General features: G+C 57.1%; 22 protein-coding genes. 10 read left to right on the top strand and 12 right to left on the bottom strand.

Features of this window, described 5'->3' with window-relative positions; translation table 11 throughout:
* Window positions 1–59: 59 nt before the first annotated feature.
* The 4 genes from ACSQ13_RS03570 to ACSQ13_RS03555 all read right to left on the bottom strand — a co-directional run bounded on the left by ACSQ13_RS03570 (window position 60) and on the right by ACSQ13_RS03555 (window position 2,735).
* Window positions 60–389: a sarcosine oxidase subunit delta gene (locus ACSQ13_RS03570; protein ID WP_295512538.1), complete on the bottom strand. Its 330-nt coding sequence runs from the start codon at window positions 387–389 to the stop codon at window positions 60–62.
* Between the two features lie 96 nt (window positions 390–485).
* Window positions 486–731: a hypothetical protein gene (locus ACSQ13_RS03565; RefSeq protein WP_176248396.1), complete on the bottom strand. Its 246-nt coding sequence runs from the start codon at window positions 729–731 to the stop codon at window positions 486–488.
* A gap of 196 nt (window positions 732–927) precedes the next feature.
* Window positions 928–1,491: a hypothetical protein gene (locus tag ACSQ13_RS03560; RefSeq protein ID WP_295512537.1), complete on the bottom strand. Its 564-nt coding sequence runs from the start codon at window positions 1,489–1,491 to the stop codon at window positions 928–930.
* Window positions 1,491–2,735: a sarcosine oxidase subunit beta family protein gene (locus ACSQ13_RS03555; protein WP_176248397.1), complete on the bottom strand. Its 1,245-nt coding sequence runs from the start codon at window positions 2,733–2,735 to the stop codon at window positions 1,491–1,493. Before ACSQ13_RS03555 ends, ACSQ13_RS03560 begins: the two co-directional genes overlap by 1 nt.
* 221 nt (window positions 2,736–2,956) lie before the next feature.
* On the opposite strand from ACSQ13_RS03555, the gene ccmI reads away from it, so the two are divergent.
* Genes ccmI through ACSQ13_RS03540 form a run of 3 tightly spaced genes read left to right on the top strand, consistent with a single transcriptional unit; the run spans window position 2,957 to window position 4,901 of the window.
* Entirely contained in the window at window positions 2,957–4,183 is a 1,227-nt protein-coding gene (gene ccmI / locus ACSQ13_RS03550) for a c-type cytochrome biogenesis protein CcmI (protein WP_176248398.1), read from the top strand.
* Window positions 4,180–4,665, top strand: a complete 486-nt coding sequence (gene ruvX / locus ACSQ13_RS03545; RefSeq protein WP_295512536.1) for a Holliday junction resolvase RuvX — start codon at window positions 4,180–4,182, stop codon at window positions 4,663–4,665. Before ccmI ends, ruvX begins: the two co-directional genes overlap by 4 nt.
* Window positions 4,662–4,901: a DUF1289 domain-containing protein gene (locus ACSQ13_RS03540; RefSeq protein WP_176248400.1), complete on the top strand. Its 240-nt coding sequence runs from the start codon at window positions 4,662–4,664 to the stop codon at window positions 4,899–4,901. Before ruvX ends, ACSQ13_RS03540 begins: the two co-directional genes overlap by 4 nt.
* A gap of 5 nt (window positions 4,902–4,906) precedes the next feature.
* On the opposite strand, the gene ACSQ13_RS03535 is transcribed toward ACSQ13_RS03540, so the two are convergent.
* The 5 genes from ACSQ13_RS03535 to ACSQ13_RS03515 all read right to left on the bottom strand — a co-directional run bounded on the left by ACSQ13_RS03535 (window position 4,907) and on the right by ACSQ13_RS03515 (window position 9,227).
* Window positions 4,907–5,110 carry a hypothetical protein gene (locus ACSQ13_RS03535; protein WP_176248401.1) on the bottom strand — a complete coding sequence of 68 codons (204 nt, stop codon included), beginning with the start codon at window positions 5,108–5,110 and terminating at the stop codon, window positions 4,907–4,909.
* A 231-nt stretch (window positions 5,111–5,341) separates the two neighbouring features.
* Window positions 5,342–6,163, bottom strand: a complete 822-nt coding sequence (locus tag ACSQ13_RS03530) for a sulfite exporter TauE/SafE family protein (RefSeq protein WP_295512533.1) — start codon at window positions 6,161–6,163, stop codon at window positions 5,342–5,344.
* Window positions 6,164–6,195: 32 nt separating this feature from the next.
* A complete protein-coding gene (dusA, locus tag ACSQ13_RS03525; RefSeq protein ID WP_295512532.1) occupies window positions 6,196–7,197 on the bottom strand; it encodes a tRNA dihydrouridine(20/20a) synthase DusA in 1,002 nt (333 codons plus the stop codon).
* A gap of 941 nt (window positions 7,198–8,138) precedes the next feature.
* On the bottom strand, window positions 8,139–8,660 hold the full coding sequence (locus tag ACSQ13_RS03520; RefSeq protein ID WP_176248404.1) for a hypothetical protein: 522 nt from the start codon (window positions 8,658–8,660) through the stop codon (window positions 8,139–8,141).
* A 36-nt stretch (window positions 8,661–8,696) separates the two neighbouring features.
* A complete protein-coding gene (locus ACSQ13_RS03515; protein WP_295512531.1) occupies window positions 8,697–9,227 on the bottom strand; it encodes a hypothetical protein in 531 nt (176 codons plus the stop codon).
* Between the two features lie 212 nt (window positions 9,228–9,439).
* On the opposite strand from ACSQ13_RS03515, the gene ACSQ13_RS03510 reads away from it, so the two are divergent.
* The 4 genes from ACSQ13_RS03510 (at window position 9,440) to ACSQ13_RS03495 (ending at window position 11,794) form a co-directional block, all read left to right on the top strand.
* The gene (locus ACSQ13_RS03510; RefSeq protein WP_295512529.1) at window positions 9,440–10,021 is read left to right on the top strand and encodes a hypothetical protein; all 582 of its coding nucleotides are present in this window, start codon (window positions 9,440–9,442) and stop codon (window positions 10,019–10,021) included.
* Between the two features lie 22 nt (window positions 10,022–10,043).
* Window positions 10,044–10,757 carry a DUF3592 domain-containing protein gene (locus ACSQ13_RS03505; protein ID WP_176248407.1) on the top strand — a complete coding sequence of 238 codons (714 nt, stop codon included), beginning with the start codon at window positions 10,044–10,046 and terminating at the stop codon, window positions 10,755–10,757.
* A 128-nt stretch (window positions 10,758–10,885) separates the two neighbouring features.
* A complete protein-coding gene (locus tag ACSQ13_RS03500; protein WP_435988149.1) occupies window positions 10,886–11,320 on the top strand; it encodes a hypothetical protein in 435 nt (144 codons plus the stop codon).
* 108 nt (window positions 11,321–11,428) lie between these two features.
* Entirely contained in the window at window positions 11,429–11,794 is a 366-nt protein-coding gene (locus ACSQ13_RS03495; protein ID WP_176248409.1) for a hypothetical protein, read from the top strand.
* A gap of 77 nt (window positions 11,795–11,871) precedes the next feature.
* On the opposite strand, the gene ACSQ13_RS03490 is transcribed toward ACSQ13_RS03495, so the two are convergent.
* Window positions 11,872–17,010, bottom strand: a complete 5,139-nt coding sequence (locus ACSQ13_RS03490; protein WP_295512525.1) for a VWA domain-containing protein — start codon at window positions 17,008–17,010, stop codon at window positions 11,872–11,874.
* A 340-nt stretch (window positions 17,011–17,350) separates the two neighbouring features.
* Here ACSQ13_RS03490 and ACSQ13_RS03485 point away from each other — a divergent pair, with 340 nt between their 5' ends.
* The 3 genes from ACSQ13_RS03485 to ACSQ13_RS03475 all read left to right on the top strand — a co-directional run bounded on the left by ACSQ13_RS03485 (window position 17,351) and on the right by ACSQ13_RS03475 (window position 22,017).
* Window positions 17,351–19,456, top strand: a complete 2,106-nt coding sequence (locus ACSQ13_RS03485) for a hypothetical protein (RefSeq protein ID WP_295512523.1) — start codon at window positions 17,351–17,353, stop codon at window positions 19,454–19,456.
* 537 nt (window positions 19,457–19,993) lie between these two features.
* The gene (locus ACSQ13_RS03480; RefSeq protein ID WP_435988148.1) at window positions 19,994–20,182 is read left to right on the top strand and encodes a hypothetical protein; all 189 of its coding nucleotides are present in this window, start codon (window positions 19,994–19,996) and stop codon (window positions 20,180–20,182) included.
* Between the two features lie 203 nt (window positions 20,183–20,385).
* Window positions 20,386–22,017, top strand: a complete 1,632-nt coding sequence (locus ACSQ13_RS03475) for an alpha-D-glucose phosphate-specific phosphoglucomutase (RefSeq protein ID WP_295513040.1) — start codon at window positions 20,386–20,388, stop codon at window positions 22,015–22,017.
* 3 nt (window positions 22,018–22,020) lie between these two features.
* Here ACSQ13_RS03475 and ACSQ13_RS03470 read toward each other — a convergent pair whose 3' ends face one another.
* Window positions 22,021–22,830, bottom strand: a complete 810-nt coding sequence (locus tag ACSQ13_RS03470; protein ID WP_295513039.1) for a carbohydrate ABC transporter permease — start codon at window positions 22,828–22,830, stop codon at window positions 22,021–22,023.
* On the bottom strand, window positions 22,827–23,693 hold the full coding sequence (locus ACSQ13_RS03465) for a carbohydrate ABC transporter permease (RefSeq protein ID WP_295513037.1): 867 nt from the start codon (window positions 23,691–23,693) through the stop codon (window positions 22,827–22,829). The genes ACSQ13_RS03470 and ACSQ13_RS03465 overlap by 4 nt, the downstream gene beginning before the upstream one ends.
* Between the last annotated feature and the right edge of the window lie 26 nt (window positions 23,694–23,719).

Below are 23,719 nucleotides of genomic sequence, written 5' to 3'. Positions count from 1 at the left end.
TTGCGGCAGGCGTCGGAGCCTCCGGCGGGAGTTTTCTTGGCAAAATGAAACAGCGGCATTTACGCGGTCTCGGGGGGCTGCCAGTCGGGGCGGCGGTCGGTTATTTTGTCGATGATATCCTGGGGCACCGTGCTGGTCTGGGCCGTGTAGGTACCAAAGATTTCCAGCGTCATGGTATCGCGGGCCGCATGGAACCACTTGCCGCAGCCATAGACGTGGCGCCAGCGTTCGAAATGCACGCCCTTGGGGTTGTCGCGCATGAACAGGTATTGCTCAAAATCGTCATCCGAGGCACCGGGGCCAAAACGGGTCAGGTGTGCTTCGCCGCCTGCGTGAAATTCGGTTTCTTCGGCGGTGATGCCGCAATTGGGACAGGTCAGGATCAGCATGGGACGCTCCTTGGGAAGGTTGCGCGGGACGCAAAAAAGCCGACCCCGGTGACGGGATCGACTTTGGTCGGTAAAAAAATGTTTGGTGTCGCGGGCTTAGTTGCCTGTCGCGGTTTCTGCAGCGCCTTCGACGGCTTCTGCAGCACCTTGGACAGCATCGCCTGCGCCTTCAACCGTGACGTTGACATCGCTGGAGTTATCCAACGGATCGCCGCCCGAGAAGAAAAAGAAACCAAAGCCGATAACCAGCACGGCAAGGATGCCGATGATGATGCCCGATCCGGTTCCGCTGGTTTTGTTGACAGTGGTGTGGGGTGCTTGATTGTTGTCAGGGTTAGCCATTTTACTCGTCCTTCATAAACTCTGTATCTGTATGAGGACACAACACCGTGAGCGCCGGAATGGTTCCGGAATTTCTGACAAATTGCAATTAGAGGCGAGAACACCGATCGACCATTCCGCATCAGATACGTTTCTTCGCGTCCGTAAAGGTCAAGTCTTTCTTCGGGAACCTTAGAGTTGCAGTTGATCAACGTTATCATGGCAAACGCTCCGACATAAAGAATAAGTCACCAAAACCCCATTGAAGGGTACCAACAAATGCAACGAATACTTCTGTTCGCCTGAGATTTACACTCACCGAATTTGCGGAAGCGTCGAGGTACTCCGCTTGACTTTCACCGGCATCGATCTTTTGAACGAAAGACAGATGTTCAGCCAGTTCGTCTCGTGCGACAACCGCTTTCGCATGGTCAAGCGGTCCAAGCATGCTTTCAATTTCTGGAGAAAGTTCTTTATCCTTAGATTTAGCTAATACTTTAAAAGAATGTGCAAGGAGCGTTGTTCTTGCCAGTGCTAAGCCAACACCTCTACTATTTTTGTCCTGTATTTTAGCGTTCAAAGCGTTTTGTTTGTGATACCCATACGGTGCCGCCATAGGACGAGAAAGCAATCCGAAATAGATTAGCGCAAGTGCAACTGAGACCGATCCCATCCGCGCAAACAGGTCGCCGTTTCCCGTTTTTGCTAGATAAATAGATGTGAGAAACCACATCAATATTCCGGTCCAGCCAAGTAGGTCAGCAACGGGTACGCGTTTCATCAGTGCGCAACCCCTGCTGCGACGGATTCATCGATGAACCGGCCTTCTTGAAAGCGGTTCAATCCGAAAGCATCCGTCAGCGGCGAGCGGCCTTTGGCCATCAGTTCGGCCATCGCCCAGCCCGAGCCCGGGATCGCCTTGAAGCCGCCGGTGCCCCAGCCGCAGTTGATGAACACGCCCTCGACCGGGGTTTTGCTGAGGATCGGCGAGCGGTCGCCCGTCACATCCACGATGCCGCCCCATTGCCGCAACATCTTGAGGCGCGAGACCATCGGGAAGGTTTCGATCAACGCGCGCACGGTTTCCTCGATATGATGGAAAGACCCGCGTTGGGTGTAGTTGTTATAGCCGTCGGTGCCGCCGCCGATGACCATCTCGCCTTTGTCAGATTGCGACATATAGCCATGCACCGTGTTGGCCATCACGACCACATCCATGCAAGGTTTGATCGGCTCGGACACCAGCGCCTGAAGCGAAACGGATTCGATCGGCAGCCGGAAGCCCGCCATATCCGCCAGATGGCCGGAATGGCCCGCGACCACCATGCCCAGTTTATCGCAATCGATATCGCCGCGGTTGGTGGAAACGCCCACGACCTTGCCGCCCTGGGAACGGATGCCGGTGACTTCGCATTTCTGGATCACGTCCATGCCCATGTCGGAACACGCCCGCGCATAGCCCCAGGCCACCGCATCGTGGCGTGCCGTGCCGCCGCGGGCCTGCCATAGCCCGCCCAAGACGGGATAGCGCGGGCCGTTGATATTGATGATCGGGACCAGTTCCTTGACCTTTTCGGGGCCGATGAATTCTGTCTTCACGCCTTGCAGCGCATTGGCGTGGGCGGTGCGTTGATAGCCGCGTGCCTCGTGATGGGTTTGTGCCAGCATGATCACCCCACGCGGCGAGAACATGACGTTATAGTTCAAATCCTGGCTCATGGTTTCGTACAGACTGCGGGCCTTTTCGTAGATCGCCGCTGAGGGGTCTTGCAGATAGTTGGAGCGGATGATCGTCGTGTTGCGCCCCGTGTTGCCGCCGCCCAGCCAGCCCTTTTCAAGGATCGCGACATTGGTGATGCCAAAGTTCTTGCCCAGATAATAGGCCGTGGCCAGCCCGTGCCCGCCCGCCCCGATGATGATCACGTCATAGCGTTTCTTGGGCTGCGCATCGCGCCATGCCCGTGTCCATCCTGTATGGTGGCGCAACGCTTCGCGGGCGATGGCAAAGGCTGAATACTTCTTCATAAAGACGGTCCCCGGCATGGATTCGCACGCTTGCGCGCAGTTGAGTTCTTTCTGGGTGAGCAGGCAAAAAAGAGGATACCCTGCGCGGCATTATGTATCAGTTTTACGACATACCCTGCAATCGGACAAATCATTGAACAGGGTGCTGCAATATGGCCTCTTTTGTCGCAGCCCAACACGGTTTAGATGTGCGTCCGACTGAATGAATGGACCCTACCCTCATGAACTTTTGGATCATTGCCGCTGCTGGTGCCGTGCTTGTAACCGTTTTGCTGACCCGCGCCTTGTGGCGGGGGGCGACGGTACCGGGACCGACACGGGGTGAACACGACCTGCAAGTGTACCGCGACCAGCTGGCCGAGGTGGAACGCGAAGTGGCCCGCGGTGTTCTTTCAACCGAAGACGCGGCACGCGCCAAGACTGAAATCTCGCGGCGGATTCTGGCGGCAGATACCAGTCGCGTGGCGCAGATGCAGGCCGGGGGGGCACCCTCAAAACCGCTGATGGCCGTGATTGCGCTGGCGCTGGTCGGGGGCAGTTTGTTTATGTATTCCAGACTGGGCGCACCGGGCTACGGTGATCTGGCGCTCAAGGACCGCATCGCCTTTGCGAAGACCCTGCGCGAAACCCGCCCCAGTCAGGCCGATGCCATCGCGGGCATGCCCGAGGTAACGGTAGCACCGGAGCTGAGCCCGGAATACCAAGCCTTGCTGACGCAATTGCGTGAAACCGTGGCAAAGCGGCCCAATGATGTGCAAGGCCAGACATTGCTGGCGCAAAACGAAGCGCGGGTGGGCAATTTCTCGGCTGCGGCTGATGCGCAATCTGCTGTGGTGCGTTTGAAGGGCCCCGATGCGACGACCGAAGAGGTCGTGAATTATGGCGAGCTGTTGATCATGGCTGCGGGGGGATATGTGTCGCCCGAAGCCGAAGCTGTCTTGCGCGCCGTGCTGACCCGCGATGCGGAAAACGGGACTGCCAGCTATTATTGGGGGTTGATGTTGATCCAGACCGGGCGTCCGGATCAGGGGTTCCGGATCTGGGACGGGTTGTTGCGCCGCGGGCCTGCGGATGCGCCGTGGATCGAACCGATTTTGGGACAAATCAAACCCGTCGCTGATCTGGCGGGTGTCGATTACACCATTCCCGACATAGGCGGCAGTGCCCTGCCCGGCCCGTCCAAGGACGATATTGAGGCAGCCCAAGACATGACCCCCGCCGAACGGATGGAGATGATCGGGTCTATGGTCGAAGGTCTGTCAGAGCGGCTGGCCACCCAAGGTGGGCCCGTCGAGGATTGGGCGCGGCTGATTTCCAGCCTTGGCGTTTTGGGTCAGACCGACCGCGCGCAGGCGATCTATGACAACGCGATCGAGGTGTTTGCCGACGATCCAACCGCAACGGACGTGATCAAACGCGCCGGCGAACGGGCGAATCTTGCACAATGATTTACGAAGACATCACAGAGTTCGCCGCAGCACTGCCCCCCATGCAGGCCCTGATCGGGCTTGATCTGGGCGAGAAAACCATCGGCGTTGCGGTGACCGACAGCTTTTTATCCGTCGCGACCCCGCTTGAAACCGTCAGACGCAAGAAGTTCGGCCTTGATGCCGCCCGCCTGTCCGAGATCATCGCAGACCGGCGCATTGGCGGGCTGATCCTTGGGTTGCCGCGCAATATGGACGGATCAGAGGGGCCACGCTGCCAGTCGACCCGCGCCTTTGCGCGCAATTTCGACAAGCTGGGCGATATCCCGATCGGCTTTTGGGATGAACGGCTTAGTACTGTTGCCGCAGAACGTGCGCTGCTGGAGGCGGATACGTCACGCAAACGTCGCGCCGAGGTGATCGATCACGTGGCGGCGGGGTATATTCTGCAAGGTGTACTGGACCGTTTGCGCGTCTTGCGCAGCCAAGGAGACATGCGGTGACGGATAATATCTGGAAACGGGACGAGATCGAGAGCCCCTGCATCAAGCTGTGCGTCGTGCATCCCGAAACGCGGCTGTGCACGGGCTGTTTGCGGTCCATCGACGAAATTGGCGGCTGGTCGCGGATGACACCGCAGGCACGGCGTCAGGTGATGGCTGAACTGCCCTCGCGGGCGGGCGCGCATTCAAAACGGCGCGGTGGTCGGGCCGCTAAACTGGCCAGACAGCAAGATTAGGTCGGTTACTGCGCGACGCCGTACAGGAATTCCAGCAACAGTTCACTGGTTTGTGCGCCTTCGCATTTGTAGGGGCCATAGTTGTCATTTGCCGGAACAACATGGCCTGACGCCTGAAAATGCTGTGCCACTGTCCAAGCGCCGCATACCGGGGCCTTTGGCGTAAAGGCGATTACATTTGCGCCTCTGGTGTCAAGTTTCGCTGTCATTGCTCTGTCTCTCAATCAAGAGCCACGCTGATTCTGTCTCGTGGCTCATCTGTCGGATTTCTAGCTTCCGATTTTCTTAACTAACCCCCAAGTTAAGGCGAGATTGGGGCAGAACTGAGGAATTTACGCGTAATTGTGAACCAATGCCGGGCATTGTTTCGAAATTTGGCACAACAGCCCGGAGTTTGGGCAGCCCTGCGCTGTGAAGGGCATCAGATGCAGGACCGCAGATCAGAAACCCAGTGATTTGCGCAACATGTTCAGCGCCACGAGAATCAAGAACACTGCAAACACCCGCTTGAGCGGCTTTGGGTCCATCGCATGGGCCAGTTTGACCCCCAAGGGCGTGGTGATCAGGGTCATTGCAATCACGATGACAAAGGTCGGCAGGTTGACTGCGCCGATGGTCAGGGGCGGGCTGTTTTCAGGTGACGCAACCATCAGAAAGCCGATCACTGACGGCACAGCGATCAAAACGCCGAATCCCGCTGCGGTCGCGACCGCGCGGTGGATCGGGACATTGAACAGGCTCATCAGCGGCACCCCAAAGCTTCCGCCGCCGATCCCCATCAGCACCGACAGAAACCCGACAGAGGGCGACAGCGCCGCGCGGCCCATGCCCTTTGGCATCGCCTGCCCCAAGCGCCATTCAGACCGGCCAAACGCCATATAAAACCCAACAATCAGGGCCAGACCGCCGAAAATCCCCTGCAACACCGAGGTGCGCAACTGGGCAACGGTCAGCATCCCGATCACGGCCCCGATCACAATGCCCGGTGCCCATGTCTTCAGGTTGTCCCAGTCAACGGCACCTTTCTTGTTGTGGCTGTGCACCGACCGAAGCGAGGTGACGATGATCGTCGCCAGCGACGTTGCCAGACACATTTGCATCAACTGCGGCCCGTCATAGCCCAGAGTTTGGAACGCATAGAAGAATGCGGGCACCAGAACGATGCCACCGCCCACGCCCAACAGCCCGGCCAGAACCCCCGCAAAGGCCCCGATAAACATGATCAGCACGATCATTTGGATCAAAAGGGATGTATCGGGCATGGCGCTGGCTCCTCAAAAGATTGGCCTTTGTGCTACACCGCTTTTTGCGCCTCTGCCAGCGTTTGCATTGCATCTAGCGCATCAATCAAAACCTGACGGTCCGCATCTGGGCCTGATGCGTTTTCAGACAGCATGCGCCGCCAGACCCGCGCGCCGGGCCAGCCCGCAAAAAGCCCCATCATATGGCGGGTGATCTGGTTCAGGCGTCCGCCCCCGTCGATATGGGCATCAATATAGGGTAGCATCTGTGCGACAGCCGCCTCGGCGGTGGTGTCTTCGCCCATACCATAGATGCGCCGGTCTGCCTGACACAGGATATCCGCGGGGCTGTGATAGGCGCTGCGCCCGATCATCACACCGTCCAGACCTCCGTCCAGAAACGTCTCGGCCTGATCCAGCGATGTAATGCCGCCGTTCACCGAAATATGCAGGTTCGAGAAAAGCCCCTTCATCCGGTGGACAAGGTCATAATCAAGCGGCGGAATATCGCGGTTTTCCTTGGGGCTTAGCCCCTTGAGCCAGGCTTTGCGCGCATGGATCGTGACCCGTTCACAGCCCGCGCCGACAATATGCGCCAGAAATTCCGGCAAGACGGTTTCGGGGTCCTGATCATCCACACCGATGCGGCATTTCACCGTGACATCGACATCCACCGCCCTGCGCATCGCCGCCACGCATTTGGCCACCAGCGCGGGCTGTTCCATCAAGACAGCACCAAAGCAGCCCGATTGCACACGGTCCGACGGGCATCCGACATTGAGGTTGATCTCGTCATAGCCCGCCTGCGCCCCCAGCCGCGCGGCCTCGGCCAGTTCGGCCGGGTCCGATCCGCCCAATTGCAGCGCCAAAGGGTGTTCTTGCGCATTGTGATCCAGCAAATGCAAAGCCCCGCCCCGCACCAAAGCAGGCGAAGTCACCATTTCGGTATAAAGCAAAGTCTGCTTTGACATCAGCCGGTGCAAATAGCGGCAATGGCGATCGGTCCAATCCATCATGGGTGCAATAGAAAGTCTAGCGTGTTGATTTATTTGCATTCTTTATACATTCAAACTGTTGCGGGGCAAAGTTGCTACGCAGGAATACGCCCCAATATCCCCCGCTTTGCCCCTTTTCGACGACTCATTGCACACTCAGCGCACACGATATGGCCACTATAAGCAAGCTTCCCTCCGGTGGATACCGGGTCCAGATCGGACGCAAGGGTTGCTCACGCCAGCGAGACCTTTCACCGCTCAAGCGACGCCTATAAATGGGCCCGTCAGGCTCAAACGCGTGTCGATCAGAGCCTGTCACCGAACAAGTCGTCCGCCGCGCGCCTTGCGACGTTTGGCGGTCTCGTCGACCTGCGTATAGACGACATGTGCACGGTTGGGAAACCACCCCGCAGAAGTAAAGCTGCAACCTTGGCTACTTTGAAGAACGGCCTTGGCAACGAGCGGATCGGCCATATCGATCGCGCGATGCTGATCTATATGGTCGCAAGCGTGCCAAGAAAGGGGCCGGTCCCGTGACGCTTGGCATCGACATCGGTGTCATCAGGATGATCATCACGCACGCTGCAGCCGTGCACGGGCTCGATATCCCCTCGGAACCGGTTGACCTCGCCCGCATTACCACGCCACCTAACCCGTTGATATAGTGTCACTTTAATTCAGCCCTTCCAGCGGATCGCTAAACCGGAACATTTGTCTTAGGACAGCTGCACCACACCCAATTGCCGATAGCGGCCCTTTTTAGGCGCAACGGAGGACGCAAAAGACTATCGTAAAACGTAATTATTCTGCAATTCCTCGAAAGTCTGCTTGCCGTTCAATTCAAGAAAACGTGTTGCCTTGGCCGACTTGGGTCCCGCGCACCAGCACTTACAGCCCGTCGCATGGAGCCGTTTTCGTCTCATTCTTGCGAAGAATGCGTTCGAAGCTTTTTGGTGTATGCAGTCGTGCAATAGGCAGCACCAAGCCTACAGCACAGTCAATCACTGTTGGAGAACGCAGCGCAACTCGTTGTTACTGTTTGCGACCCTTAACCCCATGGTCCCCTGGTTCATCCACCCAGAAGCGCCATCAAGTTCGCCATCGATGAAATTGATCGAATTGCGATCCGAATTCTCGTAGGTTCCGGCACTTTCTTGCAGTGTATACGTGCCGTTTTCTGCAAGTTCAAAATAGAATTGAAACATGTCAGACGGGTTTGTGCATTGGTATTCTCCGATAATCGCACCGCTTTCCGCCACCACATTCAGTGCCGCCCGCCTGATCAATGACGCAGGCGGATGCATATTGCTGCCACCTGGATTGACGTTTGCCGTGCCGTTGGGAAACGTCACCAGGCACATGCCCGCCATCTCTGAAATGATCCTGCCGGTGGCACCCATTGTGTCTTTGACAATTGCGCCCTTTTCACAGGTTTCCATCGGTGATCCTATTTCACCTTCTGAAGAAGCTGTTGTCGCACCGGCGAATGCGATCAGTACTGCGATCATGTATTTTACAGTCATGGCTTTGCTCATCTTATGGAAAAGGCTGTGATTAATTTATTCCGCAGGAAAGAAAATCGAGAATTGACCGCTGGCAGTTTTGAACGGACCACGCTCTTGCGGCTTTTTGTAAATGTTTGGCCAAAAATCAGGGTAACCGGAAAAAGTTGCTTCAACCAAAAGTCCGGCATCTGTTCGTTCATAGGTGTTCAAAATGACGACCGCCCTTTCTTCAAGATCAAGCGTCGTCCAGCCGCCTTCGTTACCACGCTCTGTTATTTGGAAGTAGGCCCCTCCGACGCGCAATTCATTGGGTAAATTCCATACCGTAAATCTGACCATCACCTGCTTGTCGATGGCGTTTCCATCCAAAAGATAGCCAATGACGTCGATCTCGTCGATGTAATCTGCCGCACTTGAAATTTCCCGACGCGACTGCGCACGTGCAAAGCTCGGCGATACAAGCAACTCGACCTCTGATCCGTCCATTGTGAACGTCATGGTGTCAGTCGCGGTTTGCGCGCTGCCAGCAGTCCCGATGACGATCGCGATTGTGGCAATGGTTGCGCGAAGAATGTGGAACATCATTCTTATATTCCTTGGAATAGCGGTTCTGCCGAAATGGAAGAAAAATCACAGCAAGCATCGTAAGCGTGTTTCGTCTGGTAAACTTGCGCGTCCGCGTATCCCAGCTGCCTGACCTTGCCACATCGTTGGAACAAAACAACATACAATTGTGCAAAATGTGCTAAGCACACGCGAAACGCACAAAGTTTTCCCATCCTAGAAAGACCTGAAAAATGTTTAAGAATATGGTGCTGCGTGGATTTTTCGCGGTTTGCTTCCTATCTGCTTCGCCGGTGGCTGCCGAACCGAACATCGCCTGTCGGTATGGCACAGCGGATGCCTGGGATCAGATCAGCCTTATGTATGTTGGCGCATGGAACATTGCGCACCATTCAGGATTCGTCGTGGCGGGACCGATGACAATGCCATTTCCGGCAGACAGTGATATTGATACGATGGGCATCGAGATGCTGCCAAGTGGCCAACTGGTCGGAACCCACCCTGAGGCACAGCAACCCATTCCATTCGTCTGGGCGGATGAGCCACCTTGGCAGTTTGAGGCGGATGCCAGCAAAGATGGGTCCCCCGCGCCGCTTTTGTCGTCATCAGAGGTCGAGATGCTGATGGGGTGCGGTGTCGAAAAACTTGCGCGTCTGATCGGCCATACTCAGGCGACCATCGACGGCGTCCACATAGATATGACATTGCGACTGATGGTTGTTGGCCCTGACCAGATGTACGGCATATTTCACACCTCTGCCGTGTCCGGTGGGATACCTGTGAAAAGCTGGCGTGCGGTGACGTTGACCCGTTGATTTTGTAAGCAAGGAAATACCAATGAGCTATCAAAAGAGGTCTTTGGCCAGCTTTGCCTGGCACCGGCAAGGCTGGGTTTTTGCGATACTTGTCATCGCGGGCCTTGGCCTTGGAGCCTTCAAGGTTTCAGCCTACCAAACCGCGTCGCAGTTTGCCGCGGACGGCGTTCAAGTCATCGGTGAAGTCACGCATATGACGGACTACGCCACGACCAGAGGCAAATCACTGAGCGGTAGCAAGACATTTCGTATGTCATATACATTCGCCACACCGTCAGACCCCTATAACAATGGCATTCAAGACGTCAGCGAAGAGTTTTACGGGGCTCAGAAAGACGGGGGGCCAATCACCGTTTGGTACCTGCCATCTGATCCGACGTCGAACGCTGTCGATCTGGAGAAGCTATCAAGCGGGTTCTGGCTGACGCTGGCGATTGCTGCGGGTGTGTTCCTTGCAGGGATGATTGGCCTTAATTTCAGCGTGACCCGCGCGCGCGCCTGCATCAAGCTGCGCGAGACTGGGGACGCCTTGGTCGCCACGGTAACCGATCATGTTGCCGAGGGGAAAAAGAAGATTAACGGCCATTTTCAATGGCGTGACGCTGATGGGCTGGAGGGGCGCAGCCTGACGGCGGCATTGGCCGATTTGCCGCCGGTTGGATCATCCATCACTGTTTTCGCCGATCCCGCACGTCGGCTGAAACCCGTCTGGGAAGGCGATATCGGAAGCCGCTGAACGTTATTTAAGAACAAGGCCATGACGCATTCAGGCCGCAACATGGAGATAAGATGGTGATCAACTTTAATCCGAAATTATGCGCGAAAACCTGCTTTGCAACCTTCCTCTTTCTCGGGTCACCGTTGGTGGCCGACGAAATCCCGATGCCGATGTCAGAAGCCGACCTGCGGACTTTGGTCCCCTTTGGCGCAGAGGCGTCCTTGAAATACGCAGAGTGCGAGAAAAAGTCATACCCGACCTGCACCTATATCTGGGGTGTACCTGACAGTGCCGATGCCCTGCGCGTGCAGATGGGCGGCAAACCTGATGGCGACAGGCTCATGACGATCTTTGCACAGGCGAAGAGCGCGCAGGATTTTGACCGCGTGCTTTCCACCTACAAAGATGCGGTGCCCCTAGAGTATCTGGGGGTGGCAGCTGTCTGGTCCGAGGCCCGCGACCAGCTTTCCCTGATCACAGACGATTACATGGTCATTCATGTCAATGTTGAGATCCCGGAATTGGAGGACACCAAGGCCGTTGCGACGCAGGTCGCGGCTTATCTGCTGGCCGCAAGGTGACGCGCTCACTACCGACTTCTTGGCTGATAGGTTCGCGCGTGATGCATCTGCATCGATGCGAAAACATCAGCCCTACCGACATCGACTTTGTAACTTAGGGAATTAACAATGATCTCTCGACTTTCCATCGCACTTTGCCTCTTGCCCGCATTTGCGACTGCGCAGGATGCAGTTCTGCCTGACTGGGTACCCGCTGGCATCGTTCTGCCCGACCCGTATGACATTAGCCAGACTATGACGATCGGGTCGACTAATCTGCTCATTGTCAGTGTTTCTGACGACCCAAGTGGCATGATCCCGGAATGGCAAACTGTTCTTGCGGATGCTGGCTATGCTCTCGATACCAGCATGTTGTTCGAGCAGCGGTTGCTGTTTAGCGGCAATGGCCTGGAGAGCGCGCAGATTGTGACGCGTGTTGCCGATGATGCGGACGGGTTTGAGATTCAAATCGACGCGAAGCGGGATTCGGAGTGACACTGGATCTGATCCGCGTTGGTGAATGACGGCCGACGTGATTGGTGCTCTTGATACCGCACCCATGAGAAAACCTGTCACTCGGTCAGATCAATCACACTTTCTGTTCCTGCCAATATATCGACCGAAAGTGGCGCGTCGCGCCCCTCGACAACAACTGTATAGCGCCCAGCAGCCAACGGCAGAGCATCGCCGCCAACGGTGCCTATCGTCTCGGTTCCGTCTGCGGCCTGCACACGGAACTGTTTTTGACTGACGTCGAGCAGCGCACGCTCAAGGGCATCACTGTCTGACACGTTGATATATTGCCCACGCCCGACACGCGCCCAATCAGTGAATGTCGCGGACAAGGCCTGATCGTCGATCGCAAAGCCGACAATGTCGATCCGCACAGCGATGCCTTGCGCAGCGAGGTCGCTGATCACTTGTTCCGGGTCCCCTTCACAGGTTTCTTCGCCATCTGTCAGAATGACGATACGCGGGACACCTACGGCATTTGCCAAATCCGCGCCAGCCTGCGCCAGTGCGGCCGCGATCGGCGTCCGCGCGTTGTTCTGCGGAACGATCGTAGCAAGCATGTCGGTGAATTCATTTGGCGACCTGCGTGATATGGGAGCCAGCAGTTCTGTGTCGCAGGCATCGGGTGCTATTCCAAAGCGCCGCAACCCAATCGCAATGCCGCGCGCATTGGCTTGCTGCGCAAGAGGGGCAAGTGCCGTCTGCGCGATTTGGTAGCGGCGTTTGCCATCCATACGTTGCAGCATGGAACCTGACGTATCCATCAAGATCAAAACACTGGAAGTGGTGCGTTGGTCGCTGTTTTCTTCGGCGGGCATCTCAAACGCACGCAGGCTTCCTTCAGGCGCTGGCACAAATGGGCCAAACGAAATGCTGATTTGATACGGCTTCGGGCCACGCATCTTGTCTACGGCACGCGCGAACCCTTGGCTGAAATCAGCCTGCGTCGAGATGTATTGATAGAAGCCACCGCTTGCGCGGGCCCAATTCTCCATCAGGTCGCGTTCGCGGTCAGGGTTGCGGCCAAACGCGCCCGTCGATGGAATGGCCAGCGCACCAATGCGTGGGCGCACGTCGCTTAGGGTTTGCCACAGGGGCAAATCCCTGTTTGTGGCCGCGTCAGTAATCAAGATAATGCCACGCACACCATCGAGGTCCTTCAGTGCACCACCCGCCTGCACCAAGGCAGCCTCTGCATTGCTGGAATCGCCAGTGGCGGTTTCATTTCCCAACCTGCGAATAAGGAGCTCCGGGTCGCCCAGCAAACTGCCCCCCAGCAGAGAGCCGCCAAAAGGCAGGAACCCAATCAGGTCCCGATCAGGGTTTGCCAACAAGGCGATATCGCGTAGCGCCCGGTCCATCGCGGGTTTGTAAGGCACCGTCGATCCGCTGGTGTCCCAAACAATGGCGATCGGGCGAAGCGGCTCTTCTACCCGCAAATCATAGGGGAGATTTTCATCGATCGGTGCAAGATAGAGCGGCATTGGCAACCCGCGCGCTTCAGCCTCGACCTCGGTGGCGCGCCTGAGTGCGACGACATTGCCATTGGTGTCAAAAAGGCTGGGATGTGCGCCACCCTGCTGCTTTGTATCAAGCGTCACACGCAATTCGCCTGCACCAACTGGCGGGGTGATACCCCACCAATCGGCGTTCACCCCGCGCTGTACGGATGACGCAACCTTGTCGTCTTGTTCCAGGGCCACAGCCAAAGCAACTGTCGCACCGCCTGCGGGGGCCGGAAGCACAGTTGGCCTAACGGCATTGTCGCGCTCATATGCAGAGGCTTGCGAAAACTCGCCCCATTCGCCCAGAATTGAGGGCAGCCGTGATGTTGACGCGGCTTCCCAGACGCGGATCTGCTCGGGGATACGGAGATAGTCAGCCGTGGTTTTCGTCGACATGTCAAATCGAAGATACCGCGCCCAAATGGGCTGCGCAAAATCAATTCTGGTGCCGCCCTGCCCGGCGGACGTCCATTTTGCGACCTCCACCCAGGGACCCAAAGGACCTTCAACGCTTGCACTGATCGTGATCGCATCAGTGGTGCCGGCATTCGGGGCGGCCATCGTTTCGCTGTCCAGCGTCCAGTCGATTGCCAATACACTTGCGGCCCGCGAATGATGAAACCCCAACACGGCTGAAATGCGGTCAACATCACGCACCAGACTTGGCCGTGTATCTCCATCCAATAACAGTTCGCGGTCCCAATCCGTTCCAATCTGGCCTGCGGGGTCGGCCCAAACGACCTGACCACCGAAAGCAGGATCTGCGATATTCAGGGGCGACCCGCCCTCCGGGCTCCATCCCGGAACGGCAACTGCCTTGAACTCGCCCAACCGGACTGGCGAGAGGTTGTTGTTGTCGTTCGTCCAACTTGACAAGGGAACAAGCCGCAACGCCCGCGCTGAAACAGTCTGATCAAAAACAAATCCTTGTTCGACTTGATCAGCCTTCAGCGTGGCGCGCAGGACCTCGGCGAATGTGACACCGTCTGCGCTGGCTTCAACAAAAAAGTCCTTCAACGTCCGGCTGGCACCCGGTGCGCCGCGCGGGGTCAAAAGCAGACCTGCCAAAGGCACGATATCGTCACCGCCAAGATCAAAGTTGAACAGGGGCCCGTTTTCGACATGCCGGAATCCGAATTCTTCGCTGGCAATTGCAAGCCCGTCGATCAGCGCGTTTGCGCCGCGCGCCTTGTCAGGGTCTCGCCCGTCCAAGTCGCCACCATCGAGTGCCACAATCCGTCCGCCAAGTTGCGCAGATGCCATATTCAGACCGCCAAGCAATGGCTCCGGCACGGCGAAAGCCCGTTTAGGAGATTGCACGGGAACAAGTGGCGTCGGCACAAAAACCTGAGAGATAACGCCGCGACCACCCCCGTTTTTCAGGTCCAGATGAACCCTTATTTCGCTTTCTCCAAGTTCTGGTGGCGCGATGAGTTCGGTTTTGACCAAGGCACGGCCATTCCCCTGATCGGTAATTTCAAGCGCACTGATTGCCCAATTGGGTTCTGACGCCGCAAGCGTGGCCGACAAAGAGGCCAAGGCATCATAGCCGTCAATCGAAAATGCGAGGGGGAGATGCTGTTCGAACCCTTCGACAAATGATTTGGGAACCGGGGGCGCGGCATCAATGGTGATCGCAAGCTGGCTTTGTGGCAAGGGCGCACCCTGTTCGCCTGCCGCCTGCCCCGTTGGTGCAATAACATAGTCGGTTGGGTTTCCGGTGCGGGAGCCTTTCGAATTTTGCTCTAGAAAGACAATGTGATCGCCCTTCGCCAAATCATCATAAACCAGGCAAGTCCCTTGGTCCGTCCTTTCCAGCGACGTTCGACGGACATCCCGTCCGTCTGCTCCCTGGACAGAGACTGTAATCTCTGCGGGCAGCTCGCAAAATCGCAGGTCTGCACCTTTTGATACAATGCGGAGCCGATAAGCATCCCGATCCTGCTGCACGATGCCAACGCTGCCGACAAGCCGACCATCTTCGGGCCAGTTTTCCGCAGAATGGGCATAGTCGTTTGGCTCGCGATCCCTGAGCGGACCGAACGGTTGGTCAGAGGGACGCAGCGCGATCACGTAGTCATCAAGTCCGGAAATGCCGCCGGCCGTCTTGATCTCGATTTCGTAGTCACCGGCCTGATAGGCACGGGTGTAATCCATGGTGGATTGGCCGCCCGTCAAGAGCTTGCGAAAAACTTCGCCGCCTTCGGCCCGCATATAGACAGAAATGGTTTCCCCAAGCGGCGGTGAAACGCGCAGGTTCAACCACTCGGTCGATCGCACCGAAAATCTGAAAACATCCCGATCACCCGGGTCAAGTTGTCCGCGCAGGCTTTGGCCGATGACAAGTCGCTGGGCATCATCGTTCGGCTCGATTTCCACATCGTCGCGCCTCGGACCTTGCGAAAGAATGCGCAAGCTATACGGCCCCTCACCTTCGACTTTCACGGTGTAGCGCCCGGGGATCATATAGAGGTTGGAAATTCTTTGCAGATCGGTGTTGTTGCCGTGCCGCTCAGCGATCACTTCATTGGAAACATCATAGACGGTGAAGCGGCGGACACCCGCACCGTCCGCTTGCAGCCGCCATAACTGGGCGGGGTCATCCAGATGGAATTGAAAGAAATCACTGTCATCATTAATAAGGTTTCCGGTAGCGGGGGTCTGCAGGGGCCAAATGGTGGCCGTTGCCAGCGTGTCATTTGGTTCGATTTTCTCGCCGTCCTGCGGAGTTGGATAGGGAAAATATGAAATTTCGTATTTCGTGCCCGCGTCTCCCGATAACGAAAGAACGAGGTCCTCCTTTGCGACGATTGGCGCGATGTCCGCTGCGCTTCTGGCACTCCCTGACTTGACAGATGTGCCCGCAGTGGTGCGCAGCTCATAGTCGATTTTCTGCCTCTCATGTGCCGTCAGCAGCAGCCGGTAACTGGCGGGACCAGCAGGAAGCATAAAGGTATCTGTGTCACGCTGCGATCCGCGCGCATCAATTTGGCCAGAAACTGTGCCGCCGTTGGGCAGTGCCCGTGGCATGTCTGGCGTATCATCAGGTTCGCTTGCTGACTCCGGTTTGGCGGCCAGGGCCAATTGTGCGACCCAAGGCGTGCCCGGTGCCCCGGAGAAGCAAAGCTGATAGCTATCCACAATGATCCCGCTGACCTGCCAAACAGGTGCAGCTTTGGCGCGCAGATGTTTGACGCCCGCAATATCCTGTATCCAGACCGTAAGGGCCGCGCCTTTGGGTGCCCAGACTGCCAAATCAGCAGCGCCGTCGGGCAGTGCGAAGCAGGCTGCGTCATCAGAAACCTCTCCCTGCCAAAGCCCGACAGCCAAACCCGTGTTCTCAGTGGTTGTTTGGGTCGCATTTTGGGTTTCGAACCGCAGTCGATAGTTCCCTTGTCCCGCAATCAATGGCGTGACGCCCAGAATATATTCGCCTGCCTCCAACATGAGCGGCCCGATCTGCGCCGATACGTCGTCACGCGTGCTTGGCGCAGCGCCCGACTGTGAAACGTCCGTGCGACGCGTCACCTCGTCTGCGTCATTCCGTTCGATGCCAATGAAACCGATGGCACCGCCCGTATCCCCAAGCCCGTCAACGCGCGCCGAAAAAAGCGACAAGGCATCATCCGGAGAGACGGTGAAAAGCCACAGGTCTTGCATCCCATCTGATAAGTCGCCTGATAATTCGGCCAAATTGGGCGCAATTGTCGGAATGCCAACCAGCGTCAAATTGTCTTGGATATCGGATGCGGCAGGCTTAGCGTAGGATAGTTGGAAAAGAATTGTTATCGACAAGAATTTTAGAAAAGGTATTTTCACAATGGCCTCCCCTAAATTTTTTTGTGGTACTCAGACCAAACGGTTCATAAGAATGTGGTTCTCGTCAAAACGGGGGGTCTTATCGAAAGTAATCACTTGCACCGTATCGGTCGGTATCGTTTTTAATCAAGCGATCTTTCCAAGCGTCGCAGCGGCGGGCACGGGGCCGGCCGAGTGGCTGCGACCGCCGACGAGCAGCGTTGCCACATCACCTTTGCCCACCGAAGTGCCCTCAGATGCCGCGATAAGCGACGATGAACGCGATCCGTTGATCAATATGATTGACGGTTACGGCTTGACGCTGCTTTCGCTCGATCAGCTGGCACTGCAATTCGGAACTGATCCCGAAGCTGCGTTCATGTATGTGCGCGATAGAATTCGAACGGAGCCCTACGCAGGATCGTTGCGCGCGCCCTCCTCGGTCATCGCGGCCTCTGGTGGGAGCCTGCAAGACAAGTCCGAATTGTTAATGGTGCTGCTGCGCAAAATGGGGCTTGATGCCCGGATCGCCGAAGCGCCGATGACTGATGAAATCGCGGATCGTTTGCGCAGCGGAGTTTGTGCGATATCACTGACGTCAGACCCTCATATTCCCCAGCTTCTGGGGCTTACATCCGAAGCAACCGAGCCGACAATCAAGCGAGCGCAGCGCGATTATCGTTCTTTGCTGGACGCGGCAATGGGCGACATCGATGCATCCGCCGCGTTTTCCAACAATTTCGGAACCAAGCATTACTGGGTGCAATACCGGGGCCCGGATGGTTGGCGCGACCTTGATCCGTCAGTTGCCGATATGGTGGCGGGGGATGCGTTCACGCAGCCTGCCGCACTGTCACAGGGTGGTGCCGATCCGCATATGGTGACGATTGCTGTCGTGACTGAAACCCTCACGGACGGACATCTTCGGGAACAATCAGTTCTCACAAAGGACTTTGTTGTCCGAGATACTGTCGGGATGCCAATTCAGATTGGTTTCATGCCGGCAGGTGCGGGTCTGGCAGGTGTGCTGGCCGACAAGCTTGGTGATGCAATCGATTTGGCACAGCGGGTCAAGCCAGTTTTCATTTTGAATTGGCAACCCGAAATCGGCCGGGACTTTGCACAACCGGGCGCCTCCGCTTCGGGCGGACTGAGTGTTGGCAATGAAGAAAGCCCCGTTACCGCTGTTTGGATTGATATTCGGTCAACCGCCCCCGGGGGAGAAACACGGACCGCGCGCCGTGCCGTGATTGACCTGCTTTCCGCGCAAACGAGGCGGTCCGCGTCTATACCTGCAGAAGCAGTTCGGTTGCCGCAAAAAGGCCTGCGCTATGCACAAGAACTTGAAGGCGTGCGCCATATCACTGTATCTCATGGTGGACTGGACCCGTCCGAATTTGCCGATCAGCTTGAGTTCGCCATGGCTTCACGGGCCCAAATCATCAGCAACATCGAGGACGGGACAATCCGCGCCGAGACATTGGCCTGGCTTGCCTGGACGCGTGCGCAGGGCATCGCAATCGGCGCGGAACGGGCGACCCGTGACCTGCAATCGGCCGACGGTTCCATCTGTGTGTTTTCAGGGCATGCGAACGTCATGACGTGGGGCGTCGTTCCCAAAAGTTCCGAAACATTCAGCACGTGGAGCGACTGGACAATCGATGGCATCGACCTTGCGTCATCGTCGCGGACGCCAAATCCCAAGGAAATCGCGGCATTGCGACTTTGGAACGCGGCAGTACGGTCAGCAATCGAAACCGAGGTTCAAATCGCCTCACGCGGCAATGAAGTTGATGCCGTTCAAGCCGTAGCCTCGACAAGCCTTGTTCTGAACGGCGCACTTTCACGTTTGACGCCGGAAGACGTCATCAATCTGGCGGAAAAATCTGCGCAGGATGACCTTGACGCCGGCTATCTGATTTTTGGTGTCCCAACGGATACAACACCTGTTGCGGCTTGGTGGCGTATTGACCCCAAAAGCGGCGCAGCAGATGCACGCTTGGGGAGTGTGGGGAATGGCGCAGGTGATTACATATCAAGGTATGTCAACGCACGGGCACCTGGGATAAACAGTATCGGATCAAGGGAACTTGCCTATTTGGAAGGGCGGAGGCTTCCTGCCAGAACTCCCAATAACTTCCCCACGAGCGCAGGTCGCGGCGGTGACAATGAGGATACGCTATTCACTCTGGGTATTGCATTGGTCGCAGTTGTCGTGGTTAGTTCCTTTGGTTATATGATTTACAAGAACTGGGAAATGGGCCTTTACGGCAAACCCGTACCTCCAGAGGACCAGCCGCCACCAGACGATGATCTGCCACCCGCTGACGACGAAGATTAGGGTTGGGCGCATTTATGTCACTGGGCGTCGGAACAACTCCGTTTCGACAACCCAGAGGCCTTCAAATAATCGCTAGACCAGTCAGTTTGATAACAATTTAAGAAACTATCGTCCTGCGTGATCAAAAGCGTGACGGTCATTTAGGTGTTGCTAGAAGTATCTGCCTTGCGGTGCCATATTTTCACAACGTGTCCGACGCATTGGTACTTTGCCCTGCATCCGAGACATTCGCCGCGCGCGCAGACAAGGTCCGCTTTTACTGGTCACCAGATTAGTCGATCATCAAAATGTGATCCGAGGTCGGCAAGAAAGGGCTGCTGACGCCCCAGCAGCAAGCCAACCTCCCCCCCCCCCCCGCCTGCGGGGTTGGTGCGCTCCCTAAGCCGTTCGGCTTCCAACGCGCGTCTGTTCAACCAATCCCTCGCAACCGTCAAAAGCCCGACAAAGCGCGCTAGAAGCGCGATTTCACGTTGCACACATAGCGCAGACAACGCCCCTCAACTGAATGAATTTAATGACGAAGCCATTCAATCTATCATGGGTGCCACAGACGGGCGCGCGGCCCTTGTGACAAAGGCGCTGCTCCTGATCGGCGGGGACCGCGGTGTGTTTGCAGCGTTCGGGTTTTCAGACAGTTCCGGCATATTCTCGCGTCTTTTGATCGCTCATGCGCCCTTGGCAGCCCATATTTCCAGCATCGAGGGACCGCGCAAAACGGCCCTTTAAGGGGACTATTAGGTGATCGGCGCGAAAACGTCCACGTGCGGGTTCTGCGGGGGGATGAAAAGCCGCAACACGGGCCCGTCACGATTGGCAAAACAAAGCCATTTCCCACAAACCATCCAATTTAACCCCAAGACACGCCTTGACGGCGCTGCTGGTCTGATGCGCAGTAGGGGGCAGAATTTGCCAAGCCTAGGAAGACCACGATGACCAGCCAGATCACCCCGACAACACCTATTGCAGGGCAGCTTCCCGGCACATCTGGTCTGCGCAAGAAAACCCGCGTCTTTATGGAACCGAACTACCTTGAGAATTTCATTCAGGCGACCTTTGATGCCATCGGCGGCGGTGCCGGGGGGCGGCTCATTCTGGGCGGTGATGGTCGTTATTTCAACAAGCAGGCCATCCAGACGATCCTGAAAATGGCCGCAGCCAATGGTGCCTCCGAAGTGATCGTCGGACAAAACGGTATCTTGTCCACGCCCGCCGTGTCGCATCTGATCCGGCTGAACAAGACCAATGGCGGCTTCATTCTGTCGGCCAGCCATAACCCCGGCGGCATCGACGAGGATTTCGGCGTCAAGTTTAACGCCAGCAACGGCGGCCCTGCCCCTGAAAAACTGACCGCGCAGATATACGAGATCACCCAAACCATCAGCCGCTACAAGATCGCCGATTTTGACGATGTGGACCTTGGCCAGTTGGGCGAAACCCGACAGGGCGATATGGTGATCCGCGTGGTTGATCCGGTCGAAAGCTATCAGGCGCTGATGGCCGATCTGTTTGATTTCGACGCGATCCGCGCCTTGTTCGCCGGTGGGTTCACCATGCAGTTTGACGCCATGCATGCGGTCACAGGCCCCTATGCCACGGCCATTCTCGAAGGCAGTTTGGGGGCACCCGCAGGCACTGTGGTCAACGGCATCCCGCTTGAGGACTTTGGCAAAGGCCATCCGGACCCCAACCCGATCTGGGCAAAATCGCTGATGGATTTGATGATGTCCGAACATGCGCCAGACCTTGGGGCCGCGTCCGACGGTGACGGCGACCGCAACATGATTGTGGGCCGCGGGGCCTATGTGACACCGTCCGACAGCCTTGCCGTTCTGGCGGCCAACGCGCATCTGGCCCCCGCCTATCGCGACGGTTTGGCAGGGATCGCGCGGTCGATGCCCACCAGTGCCGCCAGCGACCGTGTCGCCGAAAAGCTGGGCATCGCAGCCTACGAGACCCCCACCGGCTGGAAGTTCTTTGGCAACCTTCTGGACGCCGGCAAGGTTACCCTGTGCGGCGAGGAAAGCGCCGGTACCGGGTCAAACCATGTGCGCGAGAAAGACGGGTTGTGGGCCGTGCTGTTGTGGCTGAATATTCTGGCCGTGCGCAAGCAATCGGTCGCCGACATTCTAACGCAGCACTGGCAGACCTACGGGCGCGACTATTACTCGCGCTATGATTTCGAGGCAGTCGCGTCGGACAAGGCCAACCGTCTGATGGAAAACCTGCGCGCGAAACTGCCTGATCTGGCGGGAAAAACACTGGCCGGATTGACGGTGAAAACCGCTGACGAGTTTTCGTATCTTGATCCGGTCGACGGGTCCGTCAGCAAAAACCAAGGGGTGCGGATCGGCTTTGAGGGCGGTGCGCGCGCGGTTTTCCGTCTGTCTGGTACGGGTACCGAAGGGGCTACCATCCGCCTGTATCTTGAGCAGTATTCAGGGGCTGATGGCGACATCACGCTGGACACCCAAGCGGCCCTTGCCGATGTTTGGGCCGCCGCTCAGGACGTCAGCGACATGGCCGCGACCATTGGCCGGACCACGCCTGATGTGATCACCTGAACGTCAGACCTGCCCGATCTTGAACCCGCGTGACAGGTGGCTGCGCATCGCAAACAGCAGCGCGGCCCCCGGCAGCATCGACGCGACCGTGACCGCCATCACCAACCCGATATCGGTCTGAAACCCGAACAAGGCGTTCAGCGCCATCGAAATCGGCTTGCCGTTTGTGGTGGTCAGGATGCGGGCGAACACGACCTCGACCCACGAGAACATAAAGCAAAAGAATGCCGTCACCGCGATGCCCGGCGCGATCAGGGGCAGCAGGATCTTCCAGATAAACCGACGGCGCGAATAGCCGTCAAGAAAGGCGGTTTCGTCCATTTCCCTTGGGACTGCCGATATGAACCCCTGCAAGATCCAGATCGAAATCGGCAGGTTGAACAGGCAATGCGCCAGCGCGATGCCAAAGACGGAATTCACAATCCCGAGCGATGAAAACAGCTGGAAGATCGGCAGGGTCAACACCACGGGCGGGGTGATGCGAAATGCGATGAACGCCAGAAACAAGTGCTTGTCCCCCACAAAGGACAGGCGCGAAAACGCATAGGCGGCAGGGATCGCCACCGGCACGGTGATGCAAATATTGATCACAACATAGGCGATGGAATTGGCGAAAGCCGACCGCAGGTTCGGGTCGGTGAAAATGCCACGGTAATTGCGCAGGGTGAACGCCCCCAGTTCGGCATCGGGGTGCCCAAGCGTGGCGACAAAGCTGATCATCGTCATCTGCACCAGCGGCAGGCTGACAAAGACCACAAAGGCCAGCAACAAGGCGGCTTTGACGATGCGTATCAGACCTGTGGTGCCCGTCATGCCGCTTGCCTCTCGCTAAGCTTGGATTGGGCTTTGCTAAAGCTGTAGGCGACGGTCAACACGATCAGGAAATAGATCACCGACCGTGCCGCCGAGGGGCCATAGTTGAAGGCCTTGATCTCTTCGCCCAAGTCGACTGCCAGAAACATCGTGGCCCCGTCCGGCCCGCCAGCATTGATCGGGAAAGCTTCGGTATAGATCATGAAGGAATCCATGAACCGCAGCAAAACCGCCATCAGCAACACATGATAAAGCTGCGGCAGCTGGATGTGACGAAACACCTGCCAAGGGCCCGCCCCGTCAATCGCGGCGGCCTGATAATGGGACGCGGGGATCGTCGTCAGCGCGCTATAGCACAAGATCACCACAAGGCTGGTCCAGTGCCAGACATCCATCGCCACCAACACGGCCCAAGTATGCGGGATCGACAGTTTCCAATCCGCAGGCCACCCGACAGCCCCCAGCCCGCGCCCCAAAATGCCGCTGTCCGGGTTCAGCAACGCCAGCCACAGCGACGGGATCATGTTCCACGGCACCAACAGCGGCAGCGCCACCACGGCAAGGGTGATCCCGACCCACATCTTGCGTCTGGGGATACACAGCGCAATGGCGATACCAAGCGGGATTTGCACGCTCAGGATCAGCATCGAAAACAAGGTGCTGCGGCCAAAGCTGGCCCAGAACCGGCCCGACCCGATGATCGCCTCGTACCATTCCATGCCGATCCAGAACCGCGCATCCAGAATGAAAATCTCGAAGAAGGAATAGTTCACCACGGTGATCAGCGGCACCAGCCCCACAAGGCCCAGTACCAGCACGGCGGGCAGCACGAAGATCCAGCCGGTGTTGTCGCGTTCCTTCATCCCTGCCCTTTCATGGTGCCAGCCTC

Source organism: Sulfitobacter sp. SH22 (genome assembly GCF_965641905.1).
Lineage (GTDB): Bacteria > Pseudomonadota > Alphaproteobacteria > Rhodobacterales > Rhodobacteraceae > Sulfitobacter.
Note: the sequence above shows the minus strand (reverse complement) of the source record. Positions and strands in the feature narration are given on the sequence as shown.

Bases quoted from the DNA above. Each gene is read 5' to 3' on its own strand.
- ACSQ13_RS03560 (WP_295512537.1), bottom strand. From the start codon at position 1,491: ATGAAACGCGTACCCGTTGCTGACCTACTTGGCTGGACCGGAATATTG.
- ACSQ13_RS03480 (WP_435988148.1), top strand. From the start codon at position 19,994: ATGGGTGCCACAGACGGGCGCGCGGCCCTTGTGACAAAGGCGCTGCTC.
- ACSQ13_RS03465 (WP_295513037.1), bottom strand. From the start codon at position 23,693: ATGAAGGAACGCGACAACACCGGCTGGATCTTCGTGCTGCCCGCCGTG.
- ACSQ13_RS03470 (WP_295513039.1), bottom strand. From the start codon at position 22,830: ATGACGGGCACCACAGGTCTGATACGCATCGTCAAAGCCGCCTTGTTG.
- dusA (WP_295512532.1), bottom strand. From the start codon at position 7,197: ATGCAAATAAATCAACACGCTAGACTTTCTATTGCACCCATGATGGAT.
- ruvX (WP_295512536.1), top strand. From the start codon at position 4,180: ATGATTTACGAAGACATCACAGAGTTCGCCGCAGCACTGCCCCCCATG.
- ACSQ13_RS03530 (WP_295512533.1), bottom strand. From the start codon at position 6,163: ATGCCCGATACATCCCTTTTGATCCAAATGATCGTGCTGATCATGTTT.
- ACSQ13_RS03505 (WP_176248407.1), top strand. From the start codon at position 10,044: ATGAGCTATCAAAAGAGGTCTTTGGCCAGCTTTGCCTGGCACCGGCAA.
- ACSQ13_RS03570 (WP_295512538.1), bottom strand. From the start codon at position 389: ATGCTGATCCTGACCTGTCCCAATTGCGGCATCACCGCCGAAGAAACC.
- ACSQ13_RS03495 (WP_176248409.1), top strand. From the start codon at position 11,429: ATGATCTCTCGACTTTCCATCGCACTTTGCCTCTTGCCCGCATTTGCG.
- ACSQ13_RS03535 (WP_176248401.1), bottom strand. From the start codon at position 5,110: ATGACAGCGAAACTTGACACCAGAGGCGCAAATGTAATCGCCTTTACG.
- ACSQ13_RS03520 (WP_176248404.1), bottom strand. From the start codon at position 8,660: ATGACTGTAAAATACATGATCGCAGTACTGATCGCATTCGCCGGTGCG.
- ACSQ13_RS03475 (WP_295513040.1), top strand. From the start codon at position 20,386: ATGACCAGCCAGATCACCCCGACAACACCTATTGCAGGGCAGCTTCCC.
- ACSQ13_RS03555 (WP_176248397.1), bottom strand. From the start codon at position 2,735: ATGAAGAAGTATTCAGCCTTTGCCATCGCCCGCGAAGCGTTGCGCCAC.
- ACSQ13_RS03510 (WP_295512529.1), top strand. From the start codon at position 9,440: ATGTTTAAGAATATGGTGCTGCGTGGATTTTTCGCGGTTTGCTTCCTA.
- ACSQ13_RS03515 (WP_295512531.1), bottom strand. From the start codon at position 9,227: ATGATGTTCCACATTCTTCGCGCAACCATTGCCACAATCGCGATCGTC.
- ACSQ13_RS03565 (WP_176248396.1), bottom strand. From the start codon at position 731: ATGGCTAACCCTGACAACAATCAAGCACCCCACACCACTGTCAACAAA.
- ccmI (WP_176248398.1), top strand. From the start codon at position 2,957: ATGAACTTTTGGATCATTGCCGCTGCTGGTGCCGTGCTTGTAACCGTT.